This window comes from Catenovulum maritimum (assembly GCF_001050375.1).
In the GTDB taxonomy this organism is placed as follows: domain Bacteria; phylum Pseudomonadota; class Gammaproteobacteria; order Enterobacterales; family Alteromonadaceae; genus Catenovulum; species Catenovulum maritimum.
Map to the genome: position 1 here is coordinate 140,039 of NZ_KQ130487.1, position 16,990 is coordinate 157,028.

General features: G+C 37.2%; 11 protein-coding genes and 1 tRNA gene. 4 read left to right on the forward strand and 8 right to left on the reverse strand.

Features of this window, described 5'->3' with window-relative positions:
- Positions 1-81: 81 nt before the first annotated feature.
- Positions 82-1,740, reverse strand: coding sequence for a glycoside hydrolase family 43 protein (locus XM47_RS08130; RefSeq protein ID WP_048691485.1), 1,659 nt, complete (start codon positions 1,738-1,740; stop codon positions 82-84).
- A 219-nt stretch (positions 1,741-1,959) separates the two neighbouring features.
- Positions 1,960-2,820 (reverse strand): RluA family pseudouridine synthase, encoded by an 861-nt coding sequence (locus tag XM47_RS08135; RefSeq protein WP_048691487.1) that lies wholly within the window; start codon positions 2,818-2,820, stop codon positions 1,960-1,962.
- A 191-nt stretch (positions 2,821-3,011) separates the two neighbouring features.
- On the opposite strand from XM47_RS08135, the gene XM47_RS08140 reads away from it, so the two are divergent.
- Complete coding sequence (locus XM47_RS08140; protein WP_048691489.1) at positions 3,012-3,878, forward strand: hypothetical protein; 867 nt, start codon at positions 3,012-3,014, stop codon at positions 3,876-3,878.
- A 253-nt stretch (positions 3,879-4,131) separates the two neighbouring features.
- Here XM47_RS08140 and XM47_RS08145 read toward each other — a convergent pair whose 3' ends face one another.
- The 4 genes from XM47_RS08145 to XM47_RS08160 form a co-directional block, all read right to left on the reverse strand.
- Positions 4,132-4,743, reverse strand: a complete 612-nt coding sequence (locus XM47_RS08145) for a hypothetical protein (RefSeq protein ID WP_048691490.1) — start codon at positions 4,741-4,743, stop codon at positions 4,132-4,134.
- Positions 4,740-6,089 carry a DUF945 family protein gene (locus XM47_RS08150; protein WP_048691492.1) on the reverse strand — a complete coding sequence of 450 codons (1,350 nt, stop codon included), beginning with the start codon at positions 6,087-6,089 and terminating at the stop codon, positions 4,740-4,742. Before XM47_RS08150 ends, XM47_RS08145 begins: the two co-directional genes overlap by 4 nt.
- Before the next feature lie 43 nt (positions 6,090-6,132).
- The gene (locus XM47_RS08155) at positions 6,133-6,474 is read right to left on the reverse strand and encodes a hypothetical protein (protein WP_149865483.1); all 342 of its coding nucleotides are present in this window, start codon (positions 6,472-6,474) and stop codon (positions 6,133-6,135) included.
- A gap of 521 nt (positions 6,475-6,995) precedes the next feature.
- A tRNA-Leu gene (locus tag XM47_RS08160) sits at positions 6,996-7,080 on the reverse strand.
- A gap of 360 nt (positions 7,081-7,440) precedes the next feature.
- Between XM47_RS08160 and XM47_RS08165 the strand changes: the two genes are divergently transcribed.
- The 3 genes from XM47_RS08165 to XM47_RS08175 all read left to right on the forward strand — a co-directional run bounded on the left by XM47_RS08165 (position 7,441) and on the right by XM47_RS08175 (position 12,156).
- Positions 7,441-7,953: an RDD family protein gene (locus XM47_RS08165; protein WP_048691494.1), complete on the forward strand. Its 513-nt coding sequence runs from the start codon at positions 7,441-7,443 to the stop codon at positions 7,951-7,953.
- Positions 7,954-8,267: 314 nt separating this feature from the next.
- Positions 8,268-9,851, forward strand: coding sequence for a sodium:solute symporter family transporter (locus XM47_RS08170; RefSeq protein WP_048691495.1), 1,584 nt, complete (start codon positions 8,268-8,270; stop codon positions 9,849-9,851).
- 319 nt (positions 9,852-10,170) lie between these two features.
- On the forward strand, positions 10,171-12,156 hold the full coding sequence (locus XM47_RS08175) for an OPT family oligopeptide transporter (protein WP_048691496.1): 1,986 nt from the start codon (positions 10,171-10,173) through the stop codon (positions 12,154-12,156).
- 71 nt (positions 12,157-12,227) lie between these two features.
- Here XM47_RS08175 and XM47_RS08180 read toward each other — a convergent pair whose 3' ends face one another.
- Entirely contained in the window at positions 12,228-13,400 is a 1,173-nt protein-coding gene (locus XM47_RS08180) for a hypothetical protein (RefSeq protein WP_053084530.1), read from the reverse strand.
- Between the two features lie 69 nt (positions 13,401-13,469).
- Complete coding sequence (locus XM47_RS08185) at positions 13,470-16,763, reverse strand: Ig-like domain-containing protein (RefSeq protein ID WP_048691497.1); 3,294 nt, start codon at positions 16,761-16,763, stop codon at positions 13,470-13,472.
- Between the last annotated feature and the right edge of the window lie 227 nt (positions 16,764-16,990).

Below are 16,990 nucleotides of genomic sequence, written 5' to 3' on the forward strand. Positions count from 1 at the left end.
CCTTTATATTTAGACTTATTTCAGGGTTTGATGTCAGCCAAATGGCAAACAATCTAGTTAAAAACCTTATAAATCAGAGCCTTAATCTAGTTCATTAAAACGAATATAATCTAGATCTACGTACTTAGTTTTATCCTTGGCTGGCGCAACAGCAAATAATGCGACTTTAGCGCCAACCCAACGCCCTTTTTTAGCCGAAAAGTGTTCTCCGATAATGCGAAACCTCTCCATGTCAGGTGTTTTATAACTAAAAATAGCTTCAGCTCCCGGCTGAACCAATACTCTCAACTCAATTTCATTGGTTGTTAATTTGGCAACTTGTTTCTCTTGTTGCTTTTCATCACACCCTTTTCGGGCCCCATGGCAATGCATAAAAACAATTTCGTGTTCCCCTGATTGATTTTCTGAGATACCAATCCATGCGTAATCTTCTCCGAAAATACTCAAACCTGCTTGCATGCCTGCTTTATTCGCCGAAAACTGGAACTTAGCGATAGCTTCAAATGACTCAGCGGGCAATTTTTGTACAAGTAGTGATGGGGTCATCCATAAATTATCTCCTGTGGTTTTAACCTTATCCTGCGCATATAAACGTATATACCCTGGATTTTCAGTAAGAGAATACCAATCAGCTTTAGGGTTCGCATTCCATTGCCATTGTAAATTTAACCCATCAGAGGTAAATTCATCTGTTGTTTTTAGTTGGTTCTTTGCTGATGGAAAAAGAGTTTTCGGTTTGATGAAACGCGCAACGGGTTGACCTATACCGTCATTATCGGCATCTATACCTATGATTGGCCAGTCGCTAACCCACCTCATAGGTTGAAGGTGCGTAATTCGACCATATGCTTTTTTGGCTTGAAAATGTATAAACCAATCTTCGTTTTGTTCTGTGTGTATCCAAGCGCCTTGATGAGGGCCATTAGTTCGGCTACGCCCTTGCTCCATAACTACCTTGGCTTCATATGGACCTTCAATATTTTTTGCTCGAAAAACAGTTTGCCAACCTAAATCTACACCGCCAGCTGGCGCAAAAATATAATAATAACCATTACGTTGGTAAAATTTAGGTCCTTCTATGGTTCTAAAATGCTTTAACTTGTGACCATCTACGATATTTTTATATTCATTAGATACCCATGAGGCATCGTTTGACATCTCTCTTAAACTTAATACGTTATTGAAACCAGCTCGGCTTTTAGCCCATGCATGTAAAAGATAAGCCTGACCATCATGATCCCATAAAGGAGTTGGATCTATAATTCCTTTACCTTTAAGAATAAGTTTAGGCTCAGACCAGGTAGCAGCAGGATCTTTAGCTGTTGTCACATATATACCAAAATCAGGATCTGGGTAAAAAATCCAATATTTTCCGGCATGAAAACGAATATTAGGCGCCCATACACCTTCCCCGTGCCTAGGCGTGTCATAATGCACAGTTGGAATTTGTAACGGCAAAGCATAGTTAATCAATTGCCAGTTAACTAAATCTGTTGAATGTAATATGGGTAGTCCTGGCGCAGCATTAAAACTAGAGGCCGTCATGTAATAATTGCTGCCAACGGCGACTACATCAGGATCAGAATAGTCAATATGCAAAATAGGGTTAGTATAATAACTGTGAGCAAGTAATGTATTAGGCTTGGAATTAAAACTTATCTTAACATCCTCACTGCACCCTAAAATTAAACAGAGCGTTGCAAAAAATGGAATAACTAATCTTAAATGCTTTTTATTCATATAAATCCAAGATATTTAAAGGGGCTCTCTCTGTTTAAAACCGACAAACCCAATTTAGCCACCGGTGGCAATGGAGCTAATATTACAGTTAAACAAAATGATGGCCATAGTATATTTAACTATTTCAATTACAATATTTAATAACCCCTAAAATGGAGATTAAGGCTTATACATTGAGAAAATAAACTAAATTAATGATTTAAAATAAAATATTTAGCTTCAACTATCTAAAGAAAGCTGCATTTTAGGCTCTACTCTATAGTGCTTTAATTTTTGAGAGAATGGACACTTGAATTGCAATGACACTGATTGCAATTGTAAATCTTTGGTATGGGACGTTTGATTTCCATACAGCCTATCCCCTAAGATAGGATAACCCAAGTGACTTAAATGCTGTCGGATTTGATGTTTTCGTCCCGTTAATAACTTAACATCCACCAAGGAAACGCCATCACAGTGATCCACATGAGAAAAAATACTGACAGCTTTTTTGTCTTGTACTGGCCATTCAAGTTTGTGATTTAGCCCAAAGCCTGAAAAATCACCTTGAACAATAGCTTGATAGCCTTTATCCATTTGACCGGCTTGGAACATATCGCTAAATAAGCGCGCTGAGGTTTTACTATGGCTCAATAAAATCAAGCCAGTTGTAGCTCTATCTAATCTATGCACTAAAAACACGGGGCGTTCAGTTGTGTTAGTTAATCTGGGTAAGTTAATTTCAACCCAGCGCCCTATACTTGCAAAGTCGCCCCATCGACTACCTTGGCAGTTCAGCCCGTAAGGTTTAAACCAAATACTATAATCGCCCGCATCATGAATTAATTTAGGTTGAGGAACAGTTGAACTCAACAATTCAGGGTTGTAGTTGAGCGCTAATTGATCCCCAACTTGAAGCAACTTGCTTGCACGTCTTAATCTTTGTTTGGATTTCCCTCTTATCAACCATACAGCCCCCTTTTGCATCGCATCTTTAATTACAGCTTGAGATAGCTGAGTTTGATTAGACAATATTTGGCTGGATTTTAAGTGACTATTGTCAGCATCTATATTTAGACAAATTTCGATATTTTCTAACATGAAATATTACCTTATATGAGCTAAGCTATATCCAGATGATTAAGTAACCAAAAAAACAAGTGAAGTGTATTTTACACTAAAATGAGCGGTAAAAGTGGGAAATGATTAACATCCACTAAAGCGATAAAGTACATGAACCCAAAAATGATAGGCAAAAACATTACACCGACAAAAATAAGAAAATTGCTTGAATGAGAAAATTATTATTAATCATAAGCTTTGTCTGTTTATCCACTTCCGCTTTGGCATGTGATAAACAGGTCACTGTCCCCTTGTTAGAATCTAGCAAAGATAGGTTAATTCTAGATCTACTCAAATTATCACTCAGTAAAACTTCCATTCAATACTGCATAAATGAATACAATCAAGTGCTGACAGAGGGTCGTAAAGCCTCACATGTAAAAAAAGGCATTTTAAGCTTACAATGGGCAAGCACGGGGTCACAATCGAGCCAATTACTGCAAGCGGTTAAGCACCCTATTTTTAGAGGATTAACAGGATTTAGGCTGTTAGTTATTCGAGAAGGCGAACAAAGCACATTTGATCAAATTAAAGACCTGACAGGATTAAAAGGATTAACCGCAGGCCAAGGTCAATTTTGGGGCGATACTCAAGTATTGCGAGCGAATAATTTACCTGTGGTGACTTCGACCCAAGCGCGTAAGCTATGGAAAATGCTCCATTTAAAGCGTTTTGATTACCTGCCACTTGGCTTGCATGAACCGTGGAAGGATTTAAAGATGAGGCCAAGTTACCACTTAAGCGTAGAAAAAAATTGGATATTATCCTACCCAGCTGCCTTATATTTTTACACTCAAGATCAAGAGTCTGAACTGCATAAAAATCTGACTCAAGGGATGCAAGCTGCACTCGATGACGGCAGTTACCAGAATATGCTAATTAGTTCAGATATGTTTCAATCAATCATAAAACAAGCATCTGTTGAAAAACGCAGAGTGATAGAGCTGAATAATCCTTATAACCAAAATACCGAGTTACAAAGCATAGCGAAAAACTTTTTAAATCAGTACCTATCAAGCCGAACGGTACAAAATTAAATCGGGGCAATAAACGCTCAACCATACTTTACTCAATGCTTACAAGCCTATTCCTTTGATTGTAAACAACTGCGCAAAGCGAATTTTCAGTAATTTTATTTAACAGCTGACAATAAGACTCATAACCTTTCACGGCTCCAAACCCTTGCTATAAATAGATTGCTGCCTCTTATTTATCTATCGTTGCTTTTGTGAATTTGCTGCCAGTGTACTTAGGTAGCCTTCAAGTTGTTTGGTTGCCTTAGTTGCCATTTTAATTTTCTTCCTTAATATTAATGCCTAAAGATTTACAGGCTTGTTGGTTTTCTAATGAATAAATATCAAAATCATCAATAGCTTGTTTAATACAATCTATTGGTTTGTCGAACGGGAAGAAACGAGGCCGTTCTTTTTTTGAAACAAGCCAATCAGTTTCAATAAACCACGGAATTGCTTCAGATCCTCTGAGCAAAACAGAAAATACAAGTCCACTATAGGAATATTCGATTGTGATGGGGCCTTGATACCCAGAGAGGTATTTTGCTCGCATCTTGGATAAACCAGTACGGACTTTTGTTGTTTTATTATTTTTTAAACGTATTGATAGATCGTGTCTTTCAATCCATGAATTTCCCCGATGAGTAGATATAGATACAATGTCGCTGTCCACGGATACAAGCACACCAGATAACCTTTTGGGTTCTAAACTGTTTAAGTAGTCACCCAGCAACCCGGCTGACAAAACAGAAAGGGCAAACAAAGTAAAACCAATCATAATAATTAAAAATATACCCCAGTCTTTTTTGTAAAAAGGTGTTGGTGGGTTGGGCTGAGTGAACGTTTGCCTTCTATATTTCGGCTGTTGCTTGGTATATTGACCTTTCATTTTTCAGCTTCTGTCAGTCGTTTACCATTTGCAGTTATCACACCTTGGTTGTAAAACATAACACTACGATATTCATCGTCCGTTTTTACAATTAGCCCCGAAGCAAGCGAGTTAGCGATGAACTCTTCTGTTTTCTTGGCCGCTTGCTTGCCATGAAAATATGGAACGCTATACTGCTGGGGAAATGAATATACCCATGCTTTTTTTAATGTTCTCGCAATCTTTGCTGGTGCATCATGGGTACTAATTAAATTAATATTGGCTTGCCAATTTTTTATTAAATCCTGCAGCGTGTTAGGTACTCTAAAGCCATTGCGGTTGTATTTAATGTACGCAGAAGAGGTAATGTAGTCTTTGGCACCAAAAGAAAAACTAAACTGGTTAAGTGTCGCCTCTGGCGAAATTTCTGGATTGACCGGTGTTAACATTTTATGTAAACCAGCAATTGGATTTGGGTTTTCATTCAATGCATTAATAGCGCTTGCCGTTAAACGAGGAAAATTTTGTCCTGCAAGGTCAAACGTCAGATTAGCAATTGTTACTCCTGATTCACGGGTATAAACATCACCCACAGTTAATTTTAAATTAGAATCCAATAAACCATTTTGGTTTTGTTTGGCGTCTGAATTAAATGTAATTGACTTTACATCCCACGAATCGGTTTTGTTATTTTTAAATTGCTCAATATAAAGTTTAAATGACGAATGATTATTTTCTGGCGAAAAATCTGGGTTTACGCTGTCAATAGCAATCGGGCCAATTGAAAAGTCTGATGTATAATCCTTTAAACTAAGTTGACCAATTTTACCCGTTATCACGGTATCGCATATTTCTGAGCAATCGGGTTTTACTAATATATTCATTCCTTCAAAATCAAACTTAATATAATCGTTCGTTACATTGGTTTTGTTGGATATTACCCTTGCTTGCCACTCGCCTGAATAACTATATTTCATAATGGCCGAAATTAAATGGTCTACCTCTAGTTTTCTGTGTAACAACTTAAATTGAGATAAAGCCCTATCAACATCAGAACGAATAATAAAAGTGGCGAAGTCTAAATCTGGTAAAAAGGTATTAAATTGAAAGTCAGGGGAAAGTACTATTGGTCCATGTTTAACTCTGATTAAAAAGTCATCTTCAGTTAAATATTTGTTTTCAATACCAATAACAGCTTTAGATTCGAACAATCCAAAATCATAACTTTTTAACTTACTTGTCGGGTTGTTAGTGACTAACAACTCAAACTCCTGTTTAAACCTTAAACCTGCTATCGCACTAATCGCACTATAAATAACGACTAAAACTAGCGTGGAAATTAATAGCGATTTGAATTTAATACTCATAGAAAATAACGACCTGTTTTATTTTTAATTGTTGTGAATCTAATTATCTTTGTTTTAAACAGCTATCCGTTCTGTGAATTGCCATTAGCCGAAACATGGATTGAATGTAGCTGCCTACCTGATTACCCAGACATGCTAGCAATAACAATCTAATGCCTATTTTCTCAGCTATTTTGGATAAGGTTTGTGGTGAAATTTGCAATGAATTATCAAATTGAATTAATTGCTTTGTAGCTTTAAAACTATTGTGTTTAATTACGCTTAACAATTCGCCAGTGGTGAGTAGCTTGATCGATTGTAAAAATACTTGCTGAAGTCGCTGCCAGTCCCTAGCGACATGCTTGAGCTGTGTAAGCAGGCACAAGCAACTTATTCCTGTATCCATTGTGTTTTCATTTAGCCAACCCCCATCTTGTTAATTGTAAACAAAATAACAGAGACAATAAAACTCTTTTCTTTATATCTTATAATTGCAATCTTCAATAAATTTAACTGTTAGGTTATAGCTAAAAAGGAATATTTTACCGAAGCATTAGCAATAGCATCGTTGCTAGTCGGGATTTAAATCCCCTCATTTTTGAGAGCAGCGAATAACTTTGATACCGGCTACTCTTAGCTAAAAGGTTATTGCGTGAGGCCATACCAAACAAAAACTTAGGAAAAAAGGTAAACCCACCTAGCTTCCTCAATGTAATCTAGAGCGTAACCTTTTATTTGAGTTTGGAGATCGCCAAAAATCAGTTGCGAAGATGACGAACTTAAAATATCAGGGGATAAAAAAGTAAAAATTATATAACTTGGTAAACAAATTTTTCTAAATGAGTTTTGCTAAATAGTAGCAGAAATAACGAAGAATGAAGGTTAAAGCAGATTTTTAAGCTAGGGGTAATTTAGAAGAGTTTAACGTGGTACCGGTGGGCGGACTTGAACCGCCACGCCCGAGGGCAACGGATTTTGAATCCGTCGTGTATACCAATTTCACCACACCGGCACTTTAAAACTACAAATTTTATTGCTAAAAAACTTTGCAAATCTTTGCATGTATTTTTCAACTAACTTAAGAGACAAATAATCATGAATCTCAAGGACTTACAAACCGAGCTAATGAAGACACTACGCATTTTGAATCCGTCGTGTATACCAATTTCACCACACCGGCACGTTAAAACAAGCTTGATATTGAATCAAGTGACAGAGATTATACAAAGCTATCCATGACTAGCAAGCTTTTTTATTTTAAACTCGACTAAATGTTTAAAATTTATACACTTAGCATATTAGCTTTAATAAAGACTAATACTAACGAATATATTAGAATACGATTCATTATTCAATTTGACTCAATTCTATTATGGCTCAGGCATCATCAGCAACTCCTTCTTCTAATAACCGAGCAGGCTTTTTCCGTAGGTTAGGCGCTTGGGTTTATGATCTACTCATCATTATCGCTATCATGCTGTTAGCAACATTGGTTGGTATTTTAGTATTTCAATTGCTCTTACATTTTAATCTCGCAAGTTTACCTGATGGCATTGAAGACTCAGAGTACCTTCGAAACAATTGGTTTTTTAAGGTTTATTTAGTTTTTTGCTATTTTGGATTTTACGTTTACTTTTGGCGCCGCGGAGGACAAACCGCGGGTATGAAAACATGGCGATTAAAACTGCAAAACACAGACGGCTCTCGATTATCAGTCACTCAATGCATCATTAGATTACTAACAGCCGGCTTAGGTTTGAGTAATTTGACTGTATTTTTGCCTTGGTGTAAAAAAAGAGGGCTGCAAGATATTTGCGCAAAATGCGAGTTAATCGTTTTATCTAAAGAAGAAAATAAACATGTAAACTGGAAAGGCTATATGTAAATTTTTATTTTGGTAACAAACAATTACAAGTTTCTCTGTTATATTTCATTGACATAAATTAACATATGCCTTACTAAATTTACTTTTATATTTATTGTTTATTTGTATGACATATGTTAATTTGCAAGCCAATTTGCGAAAGCTTTGGTTGAAATCTCTTTAACCAACTGAAAAACTATACTATTAATTCCAAGTGTTTTTTGGTTACGCATTGGCAAATCTTTTTACTTAAATCCATCCACTTTAATATGCATAATTGACACAATCATGCTAAGTGGGTTAAACGTTAAACCATAACAGAGGTTTTGCCTTTTATGTACTTATCTACGATAGATGTAGCTATATTTGCTATTTATATAGTTGCCATCATTTCACTCGCATCTTGGGTGTCGCGTGAAAAACCAGGTCACGAGAAAGACTCATCTGACTACTTCCTTGCTAGTAAATCTTTACCATGGTGGGCTGTTGGCGGCTCATTAATCGCTTCAAACATCTCAGCAGAACAAATTGTTGGTATGACAGGTGCGGGTTATGATGTCGGCATTTCTATTTCAGCTTATGAATTAATTGCAGCTGCATCATTAATTATTATCGCGAAATGGATTCTACCAATTTACCTAAAACACAATATTTACTCTATCCCTCAATTTTTAGAGCATAGATATAGCACTAACGTACGTACTGTATTGGCTATTTTCTGGTTAGGTATTTATGTCTTTGTAAACTTAACTTCAGTTTTATGGTTAGGTGCTTTAGCAATGAATACAGTTGCTAACGTAGATATTATGTATGGTCTAATCTTCTTAGGTGTCTTATCCGTTGCTTACTCCTTATATGGTGGTTTAAAAGCGGTTGCACTAACAGATATTATTCAAGTCGTGCTACTTGTTATTGGTGGTATCATTACCCTTTACGTTGCATTAGAAGCGATTGGAATACAATTTGTTGCGCCAACTGCCGGTGTTGTTGAAGGTGCTGATTATTTATATGCGCATGCAAATGATAAATTTGATATTTTATTAGAAGAAGGCGATCACGGTTACAATGATTTACCTGGTATTTGGATGCTATTAGGTGGTCAATGGATTGTGAACATGGCTTATTGGGGTTTCAACCAATACATTATCCAGCGTGCACTTGCCGCTAAAAGCTTGCAAGAAGCACAAAAAGGTATCTGTTTTGCTGCTTACATGAAGTTATTCATGCCTATTATCGTAGTGGTTCCGGGTATTGCCGCTTTCTTATTATCTCCAGAAATTGCAGATACGCCTGATAGAGCTTACCCAGAGTTACTAAAACTCGTTCCTGAAGGTTTCCGAGGTTTAGCATTCGCCGCGCTGGTTGCTGCTATCGTTTCTTCATTAGCATCTATGTGTAATAGTATTTCAACTATTTTCACTATGGATTTATATGCTCATTTTAAGAAAAAGACTACAGAGAAAGAGTTGGTTAAAGTCGGTCGAATTACCACTTTAGTTGCTTTAGCAATTGCTATGTTGGTTGCTCAGCCTCTATTAGGTAACTTTAAAGGTGCATTCTCATTCATCCAAGAGTTCACCGGCTTCTTTACTCCGGGTATCTTGATCATATTTGTATTGGGTATGTTCTGGAAAAAAGCGAACGTAAATTCAGCATTAGTTGCTGCTATTGGTTCTTTCGCGATTTCAATTGTATTTAAAGTTGTCTTCCCTGAGATCCCATTCTTAAATCGTATGGCACTTATCTTCTTGATTTGTTTGGCTCTATCTGTACTGGTAACTATATTAGGTGGCAACAAAGATAGTGAAAAAGCTATAGATTTAGATGATATCGACATGCACACAACACCTAGCTTTAATCTTGCTGGTATTGGTGTGTTCTTAATCTTAATCGGTTTATATGTCACGTTAGACTTATAATCAGATTGAGACTTATAAAGCCGATCTTCTTGATCGGCTTTTTTATTTCTGACTATCTCGTCTTCAAATGTGTTTACAGGTCCGGGGCTGATAAATGCTAAGCTCTTATATTTAAATCCAAATTCTCACTAAACTTCCCTTCTTTGTTTCCAATTGATAATCTAAACTTAACCTTAACTCTGGATAAGAAATCAGCAACCCAACCTTAAAAATTGAGCTTATTGATTTTTATTTATTGAGAAGTATTTATGCTTTATTGACATACCAGGACACAACTAATAAGAACAATATTTAACCCAGTGAGGGCAATAGGTAAGCAATGACAACAGAGCCTCTGATTAAAAGTACAACTAAGTTAGCCGAGTTTAATATCCGAATTATTGGCTTAGCGCTGATCATTACAGTAATTTTGACAGCTGCAAATGCATATATTGGTTTACTCGTAGGTATGACTGTTTCAGCATCCATTCCAGCGGCTGCAATTAGCATGGCGATTCTGCGTTGGTATAAAAATAGTAATGTGCTGCAAAATAATATGATACAAACATCAGCTTCAGCTGGAGAGGCATTGGCTGCGGGTGTGATTTTTACCGTGCCAGCATTAGTTATCATGCAAGCATGGCCTAGTTACCAATACTTACCTATCGTCTTAATCGCTATTTCTGGTGGGATTTTAGGGGTTATTTTCACTATTCCGCTGCGCCACGCCCTAATTGTAGATAAAAAATTAACTTACCCTGAAGGCGTTGCCACTGCGCAATTATTAACGGTTGGACATAATTTAGATAAACATAGCAGTTTAGGGGTTCGGCACTTATTTCAGGCTGCTGGCATTAGCGCCATTTTTAAGCTGTTAGAAAGTGGCTTTGGTATGATTTCCACCTCCATTTCTAAATTGATACTGGTACCGAGTCTTAATCTTTTAACCAGTTTTCATATGCAATTTAGCCCTGCTTTACTCGGCATAGGTTACATACTAAACATTAAAATTGTTAGCTTAGTCTTTATCGGTGGCTTAATTGGCACCTTAATTGGCATTCCGACTAACTGGTTGCTCAATCAAGAACAACACATACTCTCGCTGAATTTAGCTGAATTATCAGTTAACCAGTTAACCGCGGAAAATTGGCAATCTCTAGCAGACACGATCTGGCACGATAACAGACGAATAGGCATTGGCGCTATGTTAGTGGGTGGAATTTGGTCGCTACTGCTCATTGCAAAACCCATTTATGTCAGTATCAAAACCAATTTCAGCTCATTTAAAGATTTTCACCAAATGAGTAGCGACATTAATAGAACAGAGCAAGACTTGCCTTTTAAGTATCTATTAATCCTAGTTCCAATGATTTTGATTCCGTTAATTTATTCTATTTATCCTTTATTTAGTCAAAGCCTCTACCCTGCTTTTTATACTGGTTTATGGTGTTTTCTATTAATATTTTTCGCTTTTATTTTTGCTTCGGTTGCTGGGTACATGGCAGGTATTGTAGGCAGTTCAAATAATCCAATCTCAGGGGTGACGATAGCGACAGTGTTAATATCATCCTTGATTATATTTTATCTAATTGGCGAATCTGAGTGGGCAAAACAATTAGGACCTTTAATTGTTATGTTCTTAGCGGCTGTGACTTGTTCAGCTGCGGCAATTGCAGGGGATAATTTACAAGATTTAAAATGCGGACACTTACTAGGCGCTACCCCTTGGAAACAACAAGCATTTCAAATTTTAGGTGTGGTTACTGCCGCTTTAGTACTTCCGCTTATTTTAATGTTATTAGATCAAAGCTATGGGATTGGCAGACCAGCAGAAAACTCTAACAACGGTACTTTTTTAGCAGCACCACAAGCTAACTTAATGAAAGAGTTAACTCAGAGTATATTTAATCAGTCGGCAAACTGGCTATTAATTCAACTAGGTATGCTATTAGGTGCTGTACTGATACTCGTTGATTTCGTTTTTGTTAAATTAAAAATCAATTACAGAATTCATGTATTGGCGGTTGCGATTGGGATTTATTTGCCGTTTGGGTTAACCATAACAATGCTGTTTGGTGCGCTCATAAAACTTTGGGTTGAGCATAAGTTAAAGCATAAGTCGCCAGAGTTTAAAACCAGCTGTGAACACAATGGCCTGCTGCTAGCTTCAGGATTTATTACAGGTGAAGCTCTGATGGGAGTATTACTTGCGTTTATAGCCGGATTTGTTGTGAGCCTACCTGAGCCAATTGAGTTCGCTCACTACACAGGGCTATTAAGCTTTTCTATTGTCGGATTGTATTTATATAAACGGGCCAAAGGTTAACTTTGAACTTAGGCTGTTAAAACTGAGCTCACAGCCTGATAAAACTCTGTGAGCTTAATTAAAGGAACGCCTTACCAAGTGTAATTAAAGCCTAAATTAATAACTAGGGTTCTTGCCGCTGGTAAATCAGGTGTATCGGTTACTAATGATAATGTGAAATTTTGATGTTTTACATTCACCACAGTCGCGGCTGCTTCAAACATATAGCCTAACTCAAATTGAGTGTTTAAAGCTCGGTATCCAATACCTAAAGAAGGAAAGTGACGGCCGTTTGTCGCGTAAACTTCAGACCAAATGGGCAATCCCAAATTGCCATCTAACCTAACTTTGATTTGTTTATCCACTTTCTGTTTATGCTTTCCATCAGGATAGCTGCCACTAAAACTAGGACGAACAGAAAAAGAACCGTCTGGGTTAATCACTTCATTTCGGGTATCTAAACTACCCAATGTAGCTCCAACCCGCTCAAAATTAAACTCATTGTATAAATCATAAACAATACCAGAGACTAACCAATCTTGGTTAAATTGATAGCTAAACTCTACGTCTAAATTATAACCTGAACCATCAGTTTCCCATGCGCCATGACAACCTGCAACAGGCGGATCTGTCGAAGGGCAATTTTGCCTATCGAGTAAAGCATCTTTAAAATACTTATAATTTATTTCCCCTGTTACCTCAAAACTATCATCGTCTTGAACTAAAAACTGGCCATCAACATAACCGTCTTCCATATGTTGAACATCCCAGTAATTTAGCATTGTCTTAATCACTAATTTATCATAATTAAACTGGTAGCCTATCCCTAGGCCATTGGCTCGTATGTGCTTAGCTCTAAAAAATAAATCATATTCTGTTTTATCGAGTTCACGATCGTTTCTGTCGATAAAAAATAACTGTGCAGCATCAGGGGTAAACTGTATGTTGTAATCATACCTTGCCGTTAATTGAAAAATAAACTCTTGATACTGATAGCGCTGGAAAGCTCGATTATGAGTAATCGCTTGTCGTCCAGCAGACGGCTGAGAAGAACGGCTGGTTTCTTTGCCGATTCGGGCAACAGGAATGACACCACCAAATGTTTCAATTACTGGCATCACTTCACTATAACTAAAAGAATCGAGTAAAAACTCTACTTTATGCTTATCAGTTTTCTTTACATCGTCTGGCGCTTCATCTGACAAGCTCATAAAGGGTAAAGTGGCAGAGATAAAGGCTAGACTAACTTTTTTATAATTATGCATTTAGTTTCCAAGTGACAAACTAAAAAGGGGCTCAAAAGCCCCTTTTTTCTTTTAACAAATTTATATTATTTAGAAGAAAGTTTCAAAGAAAGATGAACCTGTGTAATGAACAGTCACTATACCATCGTTAGTTTCTTCAAACGTTGCTAAAAGCTGCCCTTTAGTGAAACCATCTTCATCACGACTTGCACGAATCTCTGCAACAATTTTAATATCATCACTTGAACCAGCAAAACCATCTTCTTCATATTTCAGTTCAAATAAACCTGATAAATCAGAAATTGCGCCGTCTTCAGTTTTAGAATCTAGGTCTATTACGAGCCCTCTATCCCCTTTCTCCAACTTAAGCTCAGCAATTACATCTTCATAACCATCTCTAGTTACTGTCAATGTCGCTTTACCTTGTGAAGCAACGCTTGGATTCACGTCTAAAGTTAATATCGCTGCTGCATTTAAGAAGTTTTCTGCCGTTTCGATATCAAATTCAATTTCTTGCACGCCATCAAAATCATCAACTATGATAGTTGGGATTGTATGTTGCTTAGCATTTGAAATCGTCACAGCTAACTTAGCGTCAAACTCATTAACCGTAGCTGTGGTAAAGATACCATTGAAGACCACAGAAGTCGGTAAATACAGATCAATTTGATCCATATCCGGTGTAACCGGATGTTCTTCATCATAGATTTTAACATCTATGGTTTGGCCTTTAACTAAGTTAACCTCAAGCATACCTTCAAAAGTAACATCTTCTGTCAGGTCATCTTTAGCATCTTGTTGAAGCATGACATGTAAGTTGGCATCAATCTCAAGAACTTCATTTTGATCTTCACCATCATTACCTAAACCAGCCGTAGTTACGACAACTTGGCTACCATCTTTAATTTCGATTTGAGTATCGCCAGCATCTAGCATACCCATGATAGTTGCTTTGATTTCTTTAGTAACAAGTGTTGAATCATCTTCTTCGTCAGCTGGTATGGTAAAGTTAACGTCCAGTGTTAACTTGTCATCGCCTTGAGTAACGTCAACAACTAACTTAGCTTCAGTATCAACCAACTCGACAATTTCAATACTACCCGAAAGCCCAGTAACCATACCAAATGTTTCTAAATCGGTGCCTGTGAAAACAGTTAAATCGGTTAAATCATTGTCGAAAGCATCAACTATGTTATCAATCGCATCCATAGTGTCGCCCACTATGGTTAAATCAGAAAGTTCAGATTTAAATACTGGTCCTGCTTGGTCGACTACCTCAAGCATAGCTTCGGTATTAGTCACTAAGGTACCTGCTGAAGTGAAGTCATCAGGGAATAAATAAGCCCCCCAAGTTCTCATATCATCAACAACTAAACTTGTTTTATCAACGGCTGAGTTTGCATTAATAGCAACCGTAATTTGTGCGGTTTCTGTAATACCAGTAGAGGATGAAACTTGGTAACTAAACACGTCATCGCCAACTTCGCTCGCAGCATAACTAATTTCGCCCGAGGAATTTAAAGTAACAGTATTGCCTGTATCTGTTGTTAATTGATCAACCAAACTACCATCGTCAGCAACTAACTTAACGCTAAGGTCAGTCGCTGTAAATTTATCATTATCGAGTAATTTAATGCTCTCATTGGTAAATTTATCAATCGAAACACTATCATCAATTGCATCATCGACTGCTGAAATCACATAGTCATATTGGCCAGTTTCAGTCGCACCACTATTTAATGTCACTGTATAAACTAAGCTATCGGTACCGTGATAGTCTGCATTCGGTGTATATGAGATTTTATTATCAGAGGTGATAGTCGCAGTTCCATTTGTAGGGGCTGTTGTAATTGCGACACTTTGGATATCTGTGTTTGTACCCGAAGTATTCTCTGTATTGCTATCTTCAACAAGGTCGATTGTTCTGTCTAAGGTATCATCAACCGCATTTACCGTAACCGTTACCTTTGCAGTTCTCGTTTCAACTAAGCTACCAGCTTCAACTGTAACTGTGTAATTAAAACTGTCCGAGCCATTATAGTCAGGGTTAGGCGTGTACTGGATTCCGCCAGAAACTATAGCTGCGCTACCATTCGTTGGTGTCGTCACACCAGTAATACTAATTGAAGGGTTCTCAAAGTTAGTAACTGATAAGCTATCATTAGCAGAGACTGGAAAAACTTTACTGCTATCTTCATCCAGCGCAACATTATCCGCATTTAATTTACCAACTAAAGAAGGACCAACAGGCTCAACAACGATATCATCTGGGGTTAATTCTTCACCGGCTAAACCATCAGGGTTATCTTGAGCATCTTCAATTTCTTGTTCAACATCATTCTTAATACCAGCAATAGCGCCACTAATATTAGAGTTATTTTGAATCGCGTTTGAAGCGGCATCTACTTCAGCTTGAATATCTTCTACGGTTTTACCTGAGTCTTGACCTGCTTGTTGAATTTTTTCAACAATCTTAGTTTGCAAATTGCTGTTAATTTTATTGATGCCTGACAAGGTGTCTTCTAATGTAATAATTGTATTATCATTAGTATCAGCTGCTGCTTTGATTTGACCATTTTGCTGAGCAATATTTTCTGCCGAGGAGGTTAAAAACGTTTCTAAGTTGCCTGATTCAACTGCCTTACTAGCGATAGCAGCAGAGATTGCAGCAGCTTGAAAGGCTGCAACATCAGCGTTGCCTAACTTAGTTTCATCGGTAATATCAATGACTGGAATTTCAGAAACATCGACACCCTCACCCAACTGGAATGTTTTAGCAACCGTTTTATTTGCTGCAGTTACCGCGTTTTCTAAATCAACACTGCCTTCTGAAGCTGTCTTTTCAAATAATTTAGTTGCGATATTCGTTAGAGGCGTCACGTTAGTGGTAATAGCGGTTGCATTACTTCCTTCCGTTTTCTTAGCTTTAGAAACGGCAGAAAGAGAGAAATCATTCGTTAATGAGACTTCACCACCAAATTTAACGTTATTACCACAGCCATCATCAGCAACGACATCACAGACCATTTTAGTAGAACCGTCTGGATTTGGAGTTATCGTAATCTTTATCGCGCCTTCATAGTCTTCGTCTAATATCGCGCTATAGGTCCCGTCATCAGCGGTGATGATTGGATTAACCGTTGTTGCTAATTGAGCGCCGGTTGAGCCATTTGCTTCAACCCGAAAAATTTTCACAACACCTTTTTTAATAATACCTTTAGAAGCCACACCCGATATAGTCAAAGTTGAAGGGGTTTCGCCACCGCCACCGCCATCACCACCACCTGGAGTTGCAGTGCCACCACCGCCACCACCACAGCCAATTAATACGCTAGTGATAGCACCTGATATGAGTAATTTTTTAAAATTCGACGGTAATTTCATTGCTTAATTCCCTAATAAAGTATGCTTTATCTATGTGTTATTAAGACACTCTAAAACGCTAATATTTCTTAATATAGTAAATTCTATTAATGTTACAATTCTATTAACAAATAATTTCTAATCATGCATGGTTAACAAACAGCTTAACATTAAAATACAGTTAAAAAATAGGCTATTTTGTTAATCAAAAGGTTTAACTATGTTTTATTGTTAATCAGTTCTAGCAT

Excerpts from the sequence above, each read along its gene's own strand:
- XM47_RS08130 (WP_048691485.1), bottom strand. The coding sequence starts at position 1,740 with ATGAATAAAAAGCATTTAAGATTAGTTATTCCATTTTTTGCAACGCTC.
- XM47_RS08135 (WP_048691487.1), bottom strand. The coding sequence starts at position 2,820 with ATGTTAGAAAATATCGAAATTTGTCTAAATATAGATGCTGACAATAGT.
- XM47_RS08140 (WP_048691489.1), top strand. The coding sequence starts at position 3,012 with ATGAGAAAATTATTATTAATCATAAGCTTTGTCTGTTTATCCACTTCC.
- XM47_RS08145 (WP_048691490.1), bottom strand. The coding sequence starts at position 4,743 with ATGAAAGGTCAATATACCAAGCAACAGCCGAAATATAGAAGGCAAACG.
- XM47_RS08150 (WP_048691492.1), bottom strand. The coding sequence starts at position 6,089 with ATGAGTATTAAATTCAAATCGCTATTAATTTCCACGCTAGTTTTAGTC.
- XM47_RS08155 (WP_149865483.1), bottom strand. The coding sequence starts at position 6,474 with ATGGATACAGGAATAAGTTGCTTGTGCCTGCTTACACAGCTCAAGCAT.
- XM47_RS08165 (WP_048691494.1), top strand. The coding sequence starts at position 7,441 with ATGGCTCAGGCATCATCAGCAACTCCTTCTTCTAATAACCGAGCAGGC.
- XM47_RS08170 (WP_048691495.1), top strand. The coding sequence starts at position 8,268 with ATGTACTTATCTACGATAGATGTAGCTATATTTGCTATTTATATAGTT.
- XM47_RS08175 (WP_048691496.1), top strand. The coding sequence starts at position 10,171 with ATGACAACAGAGCCTCTGATTAAAAGTACAACTAAGTTAGCCGAGTTT.
- XM47_RS08180 (WP_053084530.1), bottom strand. The coding sequence starts at position 13,400 with ATGCATAATTATAAAAAAGTTAGTCTAGCCTTTATCTCTGCCACTTTA.
- XM47_RS08185 (WP_048691497.1), bottom strand. The coding sequence starts at position 16,763 with ATGAAATTACCGTCGAATTTTAAAAAATTACTCATATCAGGTGCTATC.